This is a genomic window from Treponema sp. Marseille-Q4523 (assembly GCF_016901105.1).
Taxonomy (GTDB): Bacteria; Spirochaetota; Spirochaetia; order Treponematales; family Treponemataceae; genus Treponema_D.
Genome location: NZ_JAFEVM010000003.1, coordinates 32808 through 45517 on the forward strand (window position 1 = coordinate 32808; position 12710 = coordinate 45517).

A 12710-nucleotide genomic window follows, 5' to 3' on the forward strand; every position below is an offset into this window, starting at 1 on the left:
CTATTGTTCGTAGCTCGGTTTCGCCCTGTTTGCGATACGCGTGGGCAAATCGGCGACGGGTGCGCCGCCCGTATTTTGTACTTCGTCCCTGAGGTACGGAACGATGATCTGCTCTTTAATAATTTCCCAATCGGCGGGCAGCTTTTCCGGTACGCCGAGCATATCGGTCGGCGGCGTATTTGTCAAAAGCATCGTTTTATACAGCGGAAGGATGTGTTCGTTCACTTCTTTGATCGAAGAAAAACCGCCTGCGATACCGAATTGGTGTATGTCGAGGTTTTGTTTCGCTTTGCGTTCAAGTATGGCACGCTGGGTTTCCGCACTCAAAAACCATACAATAAAATCGTATGCGGCGTTCGGGTGTTTTGCGCCCTTAGGAATTCCGAGCGTGACGAAGGAATCTTCGATCGGTATTTTGTTTCCGTCGTAGATCCAACGGTAGTCGAGCATTTCGGATTGTTCGGGCGTGAGACTGAACAGCGCATCGCTCGTGATGTATGCGAACAACGTGCGCCCGGACGTAACGCGCTTGAAATTCGGTACGGACAGGTATTTATACGTGAAATCCCGTTCCGCTTCCGAAGAAGTGTTTACGGTTTTCGACCAGTTTTTGAGGTAGGCGATTGCGTCGGAAAGTTTATCGGCGTTCCACGTAAACGACGATTTATACTCGCGGAACTGCGCGCCTTTCGCTTTCGCCGTAAAATAAAGAAAGCTGTTGCCCGCCTGAGGGGCGAATCCGATGCGCGTATAGGCGCCGTTTTTTTGCCGTACGTTGAATGCGGCTCCCGCCGCTTTTATCTGTTCGATCGACAGCGTGTAATTGTCTTCGACCGCCGCCGCGTTTTCCCGAGAAAAGATGACGGCCGGCAGATTGAAGCTCACCGGCAGCAGGTAGTACGACTGTCTTATCTTTCCCGCTTCAAGCAGCTGGGGATAGAAAATCGACAGTGTTATACCGTTCCCGTCGAATATCGTATCGATTGATCTGAAAAAACGGCTCGTTTTATCGGTGCGGAGCCAGGGACCGACGGCGATGTCGGGAGGATTTTTTTCCGCTTTCGATGCGATCGCTTCCGAGGGATTTTTTTTATAGACGAGGATCACTTTTTTTTTGCTGTGCGTATCGTTGAAAAGTTCTCCATATTCGGTAAATTCGGGGATATTTGTCCATATCGTGATGAGCGTTTCGCGCTTGAGTGAACAGCCTGCAAAAAATATTGTAAATAAAAAAAGAGCGCAAAGGCAGCACAGGATTTTTTTACACGCCTGCGCCGTACAGTTGCCGACAGTTCTCGTACGGGATGAAGCGTATGGCAGCGGTTGGAAAAAGAACGATGCAACGGTGCTTGTTGCGGAAAGTTCGCTGCACGATGAAGCGGTGTTTCGTTCCGTCGGCTGTGCGCGGGCGGCGGTCGATTCAGAGGGCACGGTACATCTCGTCGGCTGCGGCGTATATGTCGGCATACACCGATTCGATTTTATCTTCGTCTATGCTGCTGAATGCGACGCGGAGTGTCCGGTCGTCGATCGATATCGTGCCGATGCCTTTTTCGGAAAGCAATTTTTTGCGCAGATTTTCCGCATCGATCCCGTTGAGGCGGAAGCTCATAAAATAGCCCGAATTGAACGGCAGTGCTTCGATCGCGCCCGACTCGTGAGTATCGACAAAGCTTCTTACGGCGCGATAGCGCGCTTCGAGAATTTTTCGGAATGCGATTTTTTGTACCTCGTTTTCGGGGTCGCTATAGGAGTGCATGAGCAGCGACTGCGAAGGAGTTGCACTGCACGAAACGGATGAACGTATGACACCCATGAGTTTTTTGATGAGCGCATCGTAGTGTTCGTCGCTGAAATTTTTTGAAGCGAAGGTGACGAAGCCGCAGCGGAATCCCCACGCGAAGTCTTCTTTTGTCGGTCCATCGATTTTTACGGCGAGCACGTTTTCGTGGATGTCGGCAATGTGAGCAAAGAGCGATTGCGCTTCGATGTCGTCTTCATAGTTGAGACCGAAGTACGCGTCGTCGCATAAAATTAATAATTTTGTGCCGCCGGAAGCCGCCTCTCGTATGATGCGGCAGAGTTCGGCAACTTCGTTTTTCGTCGGACTGTAGCCCGACGGATTTTGCGGGAAGTTGAACAGGAGTCGTACCGAACCGTAAGAAGCCGCTTCTTTTTTGACTGCGTTTTCGAGTGAGACCGTGTCGATTTTGCCGCCGTCAAAGAAATTGAATGGGTGCAGTTCCGCTCCCCGTCTCGCTTCTACTATGAGCGCATAATTGTCCCACGACGGATCCGGCGCAAGAAGCGGTTTCGTCTTGTCTATAAAGAGATCTGCGATATAGGAAAGACCTGCGGTAAGACCGGGTACGACGACGGGCAGAGATGTTTTTTTCGTTTTTAAAAGCGGATTTTTGTCGATTATCTGTTTTTGCCAAATCGTGCGGAACTCTTTTTGCCCTGCCGTCGGCGCGTATGCGACAAGAGAACGGGCGTCGAAGGACGGAACGCTTTTTTGAATCGACGGAAGAATCGCCGGCGTTCCGTTAATGATCGTCATGCCGATCGTTCCGTTCGCTTTGGACGCCCCCTTTTTCGCTTCTTCGCTCTGCGCGATTATCCCTTTCGGAAAATACATCCGCGAGCCTTCGTCCGAAAGCAACTTTCCCGCAACGGTGTCTTTTAAGCATTCGTTTAATTCTTGTGCTAAAGGGTTCAACATGATAAAATAGATTATTCTGAAATACGGTGAGATTGTCAATTATAACAATGCAATGCATGCAGGCTTGAGGTTGTGAGATGGAAAAATACAGTGCGGGCGGAGAGGAACTTGCAGCATGCCGCACACTGATCGAAGCATGTCGTACTGAAGCGCATAAACGTCTTATCGGTCAGGATGTCTTGTTTGACGGTATCATGACGGCGTTTATCGCGGGCGGACACGTGCTGCTCGAAGGCGTGCCGGGTCTTGCAAAGACGCTTGCCGTCAAAACCTTTGCGCAAATTTCGGGGCTCGATTTTAAACGCATTCAATTTACGCCCGATCTGCTTCCCGCCGATGTTTCGGGCACGCTTATCTATGAGCAGGGAAAGGGAACATTTTCCGTGCGCAAGGGGCCGGTGTTTGCGAACGTCGTACTCGCCGACGAGATAAACCGTGCAAGCGCGAAAGTCCAGTCCGCCATGCTCGAAGCGATGGAAGAGCGGCAGGTGACGATCGGTGAAACGTCGTATGCGCTGCCGGAGCCTTTTTTCGTGCTTGCGACGCAAAATCCGATCGAGCAGGAAGGCACGTACAATTTGCCCGAAGCGGAACTCGACCGTTTTTTGCTGAAGATCGTCGTGCCCTATCCGAAAGCCGAAGAGGAGTTCGCCGTCGTAAAGACGGGGGGAGCGGCAGCTTCCGTTCCGGTACGCAGGATTTTGACTTCGAGCGATATCTCCCTGCTTCGAAAATTGCTTTCGAAAATCGTGTGCGACGATGCGCTTATCGAATATATCGTTTCGCTTACAGCGGTAACGCGCCCCGATCCCGATAAAAAAGCGTCCGTACACGACATTACTCGCTATATCGCTTTCGGCGCTTCTCCGCGTGCGGGCATCGCGCTTTTACAGTGTGCGAAAGCGGCAGCTCTCTTTCAAGGGCGATCGTTTGTGCTGCCCGAAGACGTCAAGCTTGCGGCTCCCGCTGTCATGCGTCACCGCCTTGTGCTCTCTTACGAAGCCGCCGCGGATTCCGTCACCGCCGATGAAATCATTTCCCGAATCCTCGATTTCGTGCCGGTTCCCTAGCGATGAAACACCTGCTCGCCGTCAACAGGGAAACGCTCGCGAAACAGGCGGCTCTGCTCCGTCTCACCGCCGCGTCTCTCGCCGACAGTTTTAAAACGGGTTCTTTCCGTTCTCTCTTCCGCGGGCAGGGCATCGAATTCAGCGGCGTGCGCGAATACCTTCGCGGCGACGACGTGCGTGCCATCGATTGGAACGTCACCGCGCGCATGGGAAAGCCCTATGTAAAGCTTTTCGAAGAAGAGCGCGAGCTCCAGATCTTTATCGTCGTAGATCGTTCGTTTTCGATGTTTAGCGGTACGGGAAAAAGAACGCGTTACCGCACGGCAGCCGAAGCGGCAGCCCTCATCGCGATGGCGGCCGAGATAAATGCGAGCAGCATCGGCGCCGTTTTTTTCGACGGCGACATACAATTTTCATGCGCGCCCGAAAGCGGACGAAAGCGAACGATGCTTTTGCTTGCGCGCCTCGATGAAGTCGATGAATACGGCACTGCCGGTTCGGCTCTGGAAAGCGCGCTTACGGGTGCGGGAAAATTATTAAAAAAGCGGTCGCTCGTCTTTGTCTTTTCCGACTTCCGGACGGTCGGATGGATTACTTCCCTCGCTTCTCTCGCACAAAAAAACGATGTCGTTGCGGTGCGCATTGTCGACGAAATCGACAACGAACTTCCGGAAATCGGAACGGTGCCCTTTATCGACAGCGAAACGGCTGTGCGCCTCGTACTGCCGTCTTCGTCATCATCCTTTCGAAACGCATGGAGAAGCGACAATCGCCGCCGCTTTATGCATTGGCAGGAATCGTGCATCCGCCACGGAGCCGTACCGCTTGCGCTTTCAACCGACGACGAGATCGCCCGCGTCCTTTCGAATTTCTTTTCGTACAAGGGGCGGGGACAATGAAAAAATTATTAATTTTTTTATGCATTGCGATAAGCGCACATGCCGTCGGTTTTGCCGAAGACGATACGACTCAGATAGTCATGCCGAAAACGATCTATGTCGGCGATACGGCCGAACTGCGCTGTACGTTCCGTTCCGCCGTCGATTTTTTTGCCGATATGGGCGACGCTGTCCTTTCCCGTGAACTTGCGTTGAAGTCGCTTCCCTTTCAAACCGATACCGACGATTATACGATATTGAATGCGTCGCTCGAACGGAACGGTCTCCTCTATACGTTTCGTCTTGTCTTTATCCCGTGGAATACCGGTGCGATCGATTTTCCGATGTTCGATATTTCCGCCGCCGTATACGGAGGTGCGGCAGCTCCCTTTATCATCAAAGGGCTGCGTGTCGAAGTTTCGTCGATCCTGCAGGACAAGGACGACGCGCAGCTCCGCGCAAGCATGGGACCGCTTTTGCTTCCCGGAACGATGTACGCGCTCTACATCGCGGCAGTCCTTTCGATCATTCTGTTGATCGCATTGATCAACCTCATCGTAAAATGGCAGTCCGTGTGCGAAGCCTATGCGACGCGGAAACTGCTTCGCGCGTATGCGAAAAACGCAAAAGAATCGTACCGACGGTTGAAGCGGCTCGAGCGGGCGGGGAATAAAATAGACGATGCGGAATTTTGCACGGAACTGCAGCAGCTTATCAGGCGCTATCTCGATTTCCGCTTCGGCTATCGATTCAGCGCCGTGTCGAGTTCCGCGATTATGGATACCTTTGAAAAGATTACGGCCGGCACGATGTCGGAAAAAAGCCAATCGGGCGCTATGTCGCTTGCGGCGGTTTTGCGGCGTACCGATTACGTGCGCTACGCCCGCGATTCGATCGATTCGAAAAAGGAGCCTGCAGAGCAGTTTGCGGCGGATCTCAAAACGGATGAACGCGCATCTCTTATCAGGATCGTGCGCGACGCCGTCGAACGCTTTGAAGGTGCCGCCCGTCGGGATTGAAATGCGGTATGGATTTCGGAAAAGGAATAAAATGAACGGTATAAAATTAATAAATTTGATTTCGAATTTTATTAAAATCGAATTGATGAACAATCTCGTCGCAGACTCGCAGCGAAGCTTCAAGCGGCAGCGGAGTATTGAACGCTCCGCACGAATAAGCGATCGGTTTTTCGGGAGCGCTTCCTATGCCTGATTTTCGAAATCCTGCGGCGTTTTTTTTGCTCCTGCTCGTTCCCTTTCTTTTTATATTGAGAGCATGCGGCTTGTTTACACGCATGGCGTTTCCGGCAACGCTTTCGGATTGGGGCGGCAAAACCTTCGAATGGAAAGGCAGACTGCGCAGCGCCGCATCTTTTATTTCCCGCATCTTTATCATAGCGGCCTTTGCGCTCACGGTTGCCGCCCTTGCCGATCCCGTCGTTTATTATCAGGAGCGGGTGTATACGTCCCGCGGTGCCGACGTCCTCTTTGTCGTAGACACGAGTCCGTCGATGGCGGTAAAGGATATCGCAAATATGACGAGGCTCGATGCTGCGCGCAGAGCGATACGTACGCTCTCTTCGGAAACGGGCGGCATGTCCTTCGGCCTTGTCGCGATGGCGACTGAAGCTGCGCTCGTCGTACCGCCGACAACCGACCGTGCCGTATTTTTTTCGCGGCTCGACTCTCTTGCGATCGGGAACCTCGGCGACGGAAGTGCGATCGGTACGGGATTGAGCACGGCGGTCTATCACCTTTGCTCTTCGGCTTCTCCGAAAAAATGCATTGTTCTCGTTACCGACGGTGAAAACAATGCCGGTTCGATCCATCCCGAAACGGCCGCCGAACTCGCGAAAAAAAATCGCATTGCCGTCTATGCGCTCGGCATCGGTACGAAGGGAGCGGTTCCGCTCGATTACGTCGATCCGAAAACGGGGCGCGTGTATTCCGGTTATCTGCAATCCGATTTCGATCCGGTACCGCTCGAACGCATCGCCTCCCTTTCCGGCGGAAAATATTACGGCGTGCAGACGACCGGCGATTTGGCAAACGTGCTTTCGTCGATCGGCCGGGAAGTGAGCGTTGTGCAGACGTATCATTTGCGCACCGAAAGTACACGATATTACGACAGATTGATCGTCGCGGCGGTAATCTTATTCGCGCTTGCCCTGTTTATACGCAGGCTTTATCTGCAGGAGCTGATTTGATATGATGATTTCCTGTGAACGTCCCTACGCTTTTTACGGCTTTATATTGATTATTCCGGCTCTCGTCGCCGCATTTCACAGATATCGCGGGATCATTGCGTATTCGAAGCGGACAGCCGTCATCGATACGAATCTTCCGGAATCGAAACGTATGCGCAATCTTTCGCGTACGCTCATCGTGCGGACACTGTTCCGCTGCTTTGCATGGATTATGCTGGTCTTCGCGTATGCGGGATTTTCGTGGGGTACTTATGAAGTGCCCGTACAGAAAAGCGGGAGCGCCGTTTCGTTCGTATTCGATATTTCATACAGCATGACTGCCGACGATGCGCCCGGCGGATTGATGCGGCTCAAAGCGGCGTCGCGCTATGCGGATATGCTTTTGTCGCACATGGACGGTGTGTCCGTTTCCGTCGTTTTGGCAAAAGGCGACGGCGTCATCGTCGTTCCGCTTACGGAAGATACGGCGATCGTGCGCTCGCTTTTGGAAACGCTTTCGCCGAATCTTATGAGCGCCGCCGGCACATCGCTCGGCAAGGGCATCGAAGCTGCGCTCCGTTCGTTTCCGTCCGATTCGGCGCAGGCGGAGCGCATTTGGGTTTTTTCCGACGGAGACGAAACCGACGGGCAGCTCGCCGCCTCTCTCGAAACTTGCGTAAAAGAAGGCGTACACGTTTCGCTTATCGGATTCGGAACGGAACGGGAAGTCGAGATAAGTGCCGGTGACGGGAAGACGAAAGTGATGACGGCTCTTCGTTCGGAGCAGATGAAAAAAGCGGTCGAGCAGGCTTCTCACTATGCCGCGCGCTATAATTATTCCGCTGCGGCGCGGTACATCGATGCGACCGAAGCGGGTTCGGCGCTCGAATTGTTAAAACCGCTCAAAAGCGAAACCGCGCTTACCGTTTCGTACGAAGTAAAACCCGTCGAGCGGTATACGCTGTTTTTGATTTTAGCGATAGCGGCGTTCGTGCTCAGTTTCGCCGTCTCGGAATTCGATATGGAAAATTACCGGAGGCTCTTTCACAAAAATCGGGTGGCCGCCGTTTTGCTATGCGTTTCGGCGCTTTTATTTTCGTCGTGCACCGCTCGAATCGCAAACACGCAGGAGACGGCGGCGAGTTCGTGGGCGTGGTACCGGAAAAATTATCGGAGCGCGATCGCGGGTTTTTTGCGGGTCGAAGAAAGGGCGGCCGAAAACGGAGACGCGCTTTCCTCACAGTACGCCGAGTACAATCTTGCGGCTACCTATATCATGCAGGCTGAATATGCGGCTTCTCTTTCGTGTTTGAAAAACATCGACCTCTCTTCGCCTGCGCACGTGCGTTTTGCAGCCTGTTACAATAGGGGGATCATCGCGTACCGGGGCGGTGATTACACGGAAGCCGTCGCATGCTTTCGGGAAGCGCTGAAGATCGACGGCACGAAGACGGCGGCGAAAGAAAACCTTGAAATCGCGCGCAGACAGCAGACCGTCAAAGAAGCGCACGAAAAGGAAACGGAATCGGTGCCGCTTGCGGAGGATACGGATGCGATCAGTGCCGTCGAAAGTGCTATATACCAGCGGATACGGGAGAACGATCAAAAACAATGGAAAAACAGCGAACGGACGGCGGAATCGAATTCTTCCGTCGATTATTGATTTTATTGCCGACTCGGATGAAAAACGAAATGATCGGAGCACTTCGACTTTTGAAAAATGCGGAATCTGCAATGCTCCTTCGAACACCGGGTAAAACGGTTTTTGCGATATTGTTTTTATTGATTTCGCTCGGCAAGGGAACGCTGTATGCCCTGTTGCCGTCCGATTTGCAAAAACTCCGCGTAACGCCTCCCGTCGGCGCGCTGTATTCGGGAACGGAATATATGTTTTCTCTCATCATACCCGATGTAAAACCCTCCGACGTTCAAGCCGACAGTCCCGTAATGCCGCCCGGCGTCAGCGTCGTATCGATGCGGAAGACGGATTATACCGAGAGCGGTATGCAGTCCGGTACCGAAATCGATATTCGGCTTTCGTTCCGGGATGCACGCATCTATACCCTTCCGCCGCTCCGCGTGCGCATCAAAGGGCGTCCCTATGATATTCCTTTTTCCGATGTCAATATCGAACGGGATCCCGCATCGACTTTTCCTCGCTTGATTATTAAATTCGAAAACGGAACGGAGCTCGCGGACGGCGCGGCGAACGATGAACCGCTGTTTACCCTGCCTGCAGGTGAAAAAATTTTATTTACGCTGTACGTGCAGTACGTCGTACAGGCGATACGTTTTTCGTGGGCGGCTCCGAAAAATGCGCTTTTGACGGAGTTGTGGCGCTATGAGATCGCCGAAGGTGCTCCGCGCGCGTCGCTTTTTACGGCCGATCCGATCCCCGTCGCTCTCTTCGAGTGGCAACCTCTCGTCAGCGGGAATGCGCCCATCCCCGACATGGAGCTTACCGTAAGCACATACAGCGGTGCCCGCGTAAAGCTTTCGCCGCCTCCGGCGTCGATCCGCGTCGTACCCTCATTTTCCTCTCCTTCCGATCAGAGCGACAGCAACGAAAGCTATTTTTCTTATGCTTTTTCGGAAGTCGGCAATTCCGAAAGCGAACATACGGTACGCGCCGTTTCCGAATCCGATTGCGAGACGCTTGCGATGCTGCGGAGCGCCGAGAGGCACGCTTTTTTTCCGTGGAAAGCGGTATCCGCCAGGCGTGCATTTGAGGCAAAGCTCGGCATCGCAGCCGGTAAAGCCGAACCGAGCGTTGTCGCGTGCATATTTTTCGCATCCGGTACGTTCGCGCTCGTGATTTTATGTGCTATATTGTTTGCGTTGAAAAAACGCACGGGAGCATATACGGTTTTAGGCTGCGCCCTCATCGTTTTCACGTTTGCCGTTGCGTCGACGATACGTGTTTCACAGACATACGGTATTTTTAAAGGCGGCGAAATACGGTTCGTACCCGACGACTCGTCGGGCTTGGTTTCTCCGATCGCGAGTGGCGAGCGTGTCCGCGTTGAAGAGGCTGCCGGCAAATGGGTATATATTCAATACGGTACGGCGGGCGGCTGGACTGCGTCGTCGTCGGTTGCCGTCATACGGTAAGAATTAATAATTAATAAGTAATAATTAAAATTAATAATCGGTAATGCGGAGGAACTATGGATTTCGGTGCGGTACTCGATGAGTGGGATACATTGCAAAAAAAAGCGAAGGTTAGGGAGCATGGAAGAAATCCCGTTTCAGGCAAGAAAGCGAACGCGCCTGAAAAAGGTAAAGAGAGGTCTGATTGTTCCGAAGAGAAAAACGCTTTTACGAAGCGGATAAATCCCGAGGAAGCGTGGCTCCGCCGCTACGGCGTCGTCGATAAAGATAAAATCGCAGCCGAAGAAGCAGAGCGCAATCGCACACGCTCTCGACTTTATGTAAAAAATCTCCCGATCGAAGCGCGTATCGATTTGCACGGACTCACGCGGGAGGAAGCGCGGAGCAGACTTACGATTTTTGTCGGTGACTGCGCAAAACGCGGACTTCGCAAAATCCTCATCGTGCACGGAAAGGGAATCCACACGACGGGAAGCGATCCGGTGCTCGGAGAAGAGGTGAGAAAATTTATCGAACAGGATAGACGTTGCGGCCGTTCCGGTCATCCCGACCGGCGCATGGGCGGCAGCGGCGCTACGTGGGTATTTTTGAAAAATTAAATCGAGGTACCCTAAAAACCGATGAAGTTTTTAGCGGCAGTCTTTACTGATACGGAGGCATATATGCAATACGAAATTTCAAACGGCGTTATTACGATCGCGGCGGTTTTAAAAGGAGCCGAACTCGTATCGCTGAAAAAGGGTGATATCGAATATCTGTGGCAGGCCGATCCCGCCGTATGGAACCGATCGGCTCCGAACCTCTTTCCGTTCGTCGGAAAATTGAACGGCGGGGTTTATCGCTATGAAGGAAAAACATATTGCATGACGCCGCACGGATTTGCGCGCGACGTCGAGTTCGCGCTTTCGAAGCGTACGGACACGTATCTGCAGTTTGCGCTTTCCGATACGGACGAAACGCGGAAAGTCTATCCGTTTCCGTTTTTATTCGAAATCACGTATACGATTACGGGAAGTACGCTGACGCAGACGTGGCGCGTGACGAATACCGGAAAACGGGCGATGTATTTTTCGCTCGGTGCGCATCCGGGTTTTATGTGTCCGGTGCAGGGCGGAAAACTTACCGACTGTTCGATCCGATTTTCCGGTGTAAAAAAAATCGAGAGGATCAGCGCGCACACGATAAATGCCGCGGGTCTTGTCCAGGAGCGGACGGATTCTTTTACGCTTTCCGACGGTACCGTGCGGATTACCGCCGATATGTTTTCGCACGACGCGCTCATCTTTGAAAACAGCGGTATCCGTGCAGTCACATTGCTCGACAAATCGAAAAAAGAATTCGTGCGCGTGGACTTCGACACGGATATTTTCGGCTTGTGGTCGCCGCAGGAAAGGGGCGCTCCGTTTTTATGCATCGAACCGTGGTACGGCCGCTGCGATCGTGCGGGTTTTTCGGGCGAACTGAGCGAACGCGAGTGGGGCAACGAGCTTGCCCCTTCCGCCGTTTTTGAAAAATCGTTTTCGATCACGCTGTTTTAGAATTCCGAACGCGAACGATTTCCGTTCGGAGCGGCTGCATGTTTTTGATCGCCTCTGTATGCGAGCCACGGAAATCAATTTTTACCTAAAAGGTCGGATGTCGAGTTTTTGAAAAGCAAATACTATTACAGTTTTTCGATTTCCGCTTCCGAAAGACCGGTCATAAGGAGGATCTCAGATAGCGGGTACTTGCGTTCAGCCATCAGCTTTGCCGTTTCCCGTGCTTTTTGATAAGCTCCCGTGGCAATACCGTCGCGTCGACCTTGTAAGAGTCCGTCTTTTCTGCCTTTGCGTATTCCCCGCTCAAAACCGATCTTTTCACCCAGCTGTAAACTTTCTCTGCGTAAGTCATCTTCATGAATATTCAACGACATATACCAGCTCCTGAACTTTTCGTTCCGTTTCGCTTTTTCGACAAGCTCATCGATGTGCTGTGTAAAACCGCTCGTCGCCCGTCTTTCGCAAAGATACTCCAACAAAGCGCTCAATTCAGGCTCATCCTCTTTACCGTAGGCACCCACATTATAAAATACCTTAACGCTTTTGTCATCAAGAAAAAGCGTACCGTCGGCGGTACATACGTTGCGGAATGTATAAACGGGTAAGTCCTCTCCGAAGGGATCCTGCGTACAGATAAAGATGACGTAGCTTTCTTTTAATTCGGCATAACTCTGTCCGCGTAAGAGGTTATCGACATCCATAAGGCTTTGGTAATAACGCGTACGTTTGGGAAGAGAGGGCGGGATCGACGTTTGTATTTCTATATCGAATACGCGCTCTGGGTCTGAGACATAGACGTCGAGGCGTATACCTTTGCTTTCGTAAAAGGGTGCTATCGTTTTTTGCAGGGAGGGATATTCTATTTTACCGACTTTGATGTGCAAAAGACGCTCGATGACACCTTTGCAAATTATTTTGTTTTTCATGACCGTGCCGAACATAAAGTCGTCGGTAAAGGAGAGTTCTTCGACGGGTTTATGGGTATATTCCATAGCTGCACCTTCGGTTATTAAGATAGTGCGGCAAGAGAGCCGCTGACCTATATATCGCCTGCAAAGTGATAAATTACGCGGTTTTTTATAAAAATAAACGGATGTACCGCGAAAGCCGACTGCGATTCCTTTATGAGGATTCCTGCGCGGGGAACTTCGCGCTCCGCGCTCGTTGCAAGGTAGCGCGGGGAACTTCGTTCGATGTACGGCACAT

Annotated in this window: 12 protein-coding genes; 9 read left to right on the forward strand and 3 right to left on the reverse strand. The window is 52.1% G+C overall.

Features of this window, described 5'->3' with window-relative positions; genetic code table 11:
• Both JSQ97_RS01360 and JSQ97_RS01365 read right to left on the reverse strand, forming a co-directional pair.
• Entirely contained in the window at positions 1 to 1467 is a 1467-nt protein-coding gene (locus tag JSQ97_RS01360; RefSeq protein ID WP_205074400.1) for an ABC transporter substrate-binding protein, read from the reverse strand.
• Entirely contained in the window at positions 1421 to 2722 is a 1302-nt protein-coding gene (locus tag JSQ97_RS01365; protein WP_205074401.1) for an aminotransferase class I/II-fold pyridoxal phosphate-dependent enzyme, read from the reverse strand. The genes JSQ97_RS01360 and JSQ97_RS01365 overlap by 47 nt, the downstream gene beginning before the upstream one ends.
• A 77-nt stretch (positions 2723 to 2799) precedes the next feature.
• Here JSQ97_RS01365 and JSQ97_RS01370 point away from each other — a divergent pair, with 77 nt between their 5' ends.
• The 9 genes from JSQ97_RS01370 to JSQ97_RS01410 all read left to right on the forward strand — a co-directional run bounded on the left by JSQ97_RS01370 (position 2800) and on the right by JSQ97_RS01410 (position 11504).
• Complete coding sequence (locus tag JSQ97_RS01370; protein ID WP_205074402.1) at positions 2800 to 3792, forward strand: AAA family ATPase; 993 nt, start codon at positions 2800 to 2802, stop codon at positions 3790 to 3792.
• 2 nt (positions 3793 to 3794) lie between these two features.
• A complete protein-coding gene (locus tag JSQ97_RS01375; RefSeq protein WP_205074403.1) occupies positions 3795 to 4691 on the forward strand; it encodes a DUF58 domain-containing protein in 897 nt (298 codons plus the stop codon).
• A complete protein-coding gene (locus JSQ97_RS01380) occupies positions 4688 to 5689 on the forward strand; it encodes a hypothetical protein (RefSeq protein WP_205074404.1) in 1002 nt (333 codons plus the stop codon). The genes JSQ97_RS01375 and JSQ97_RS01380 overlap by 4 nt, the downstream gene beginning before the upstream one ends.
• A 31-nt stretch (positions 5690 to 5720) precedes the next feature.
• On the forward strand, positions 5721 to 5882 hold the full coding sequence (locus JSQ97_RS01385; RefSeq protein WP_205074405.1) for a hypothetical protein: 162 nt from the start codon (positions 5721 to 5723) through the stop codon (positions 5880 to 5882).
• Positions 5875 to 6876, forward strand: a complete 1002-nt coding sequence (locus tag JSQ97_RS01390) for a VWA domain-containing protein (RefSeq protein WP_205074406.1) — start codon at positions 5875 to 5877, stop codon at positions 6874 to 6876. The genes JSQ97_RS01385 and JSQ97_RS01390 overlap by 8 nt, the downstream gene beginning before the upstream one ends.
• A gap of 1 nt (position 6877) precedes the next feature.
• Positions 6878 to 8518 carry a VWA domain-containing protein gene (locus tag JSQ97_RS01395; protein ID WP_205074407.1) on the forward strand — a complete coding sequence of 547 codons (1641 nt, stop codon included), beginning with the start codon at positions 6878 to 6880 and terminating at the stop codon, positions 8516 to 8518.
• Positions 8467 to 9966, forward strand: coding sequence for a hypothetical protein (locus JSQ97_RS01400; protein ID WP_205074408.1), 1500 nt, complete (start codon positions 8467 to 8469; stop codon positions 9964 to 9966). The genes JSQ97_RS01395 and JSQ97_RS01400 overlap by 52 nt, the downstream gene beginning before the upstream one ends.
• 56 nt (positions 9967 to 10022) lie before the next feature.
• A complete protein-coding gene (locus JSQ97_RS01405; protein WP_205074409.1) occupies positions 10023 to 10565 on the forward strand; it encodes a Smr/MutS family protein in 543 nt (180 codons plus the stop codon).
• Positions 10566 to 10628: 63 nt separating this feature from the next.
• Positions 10629 to 11504 carry an aldose 1-epimerase family protein gene (locus tag JSQ97_RS01410; RefSeq protein WP_205074410.1) on the forward strand — a complete coding sequence of 292 codons (876 nt, stop codon included), beginning with the start codon at positions 10629 to 10631 and terminating at the stop codon, positions 11502 to 11504.
• Positions 11505 to 11629: 125 nt separating this feature from the next.
• Here JSQ97_RS01410 and JSQ97_RS01415 read toward each other — a convergent pair whose 3' ends face one another.
• The gene (locus tag JSQ97_RS01415; RefSeq protein WP_205074411.1) at positions 11630 to 12496 is read right to left on the reverse strand and encodes an Rpn family recombination-promoting nuclease/putative transposase; all 867 of its coding nucleotides are present in this window, start codon (positions 12494 to 12496) and stop codon (positions 11630 to 11632) included.
• Positions 12497 to 12710 lie beyond the last annotated feature (214 nt).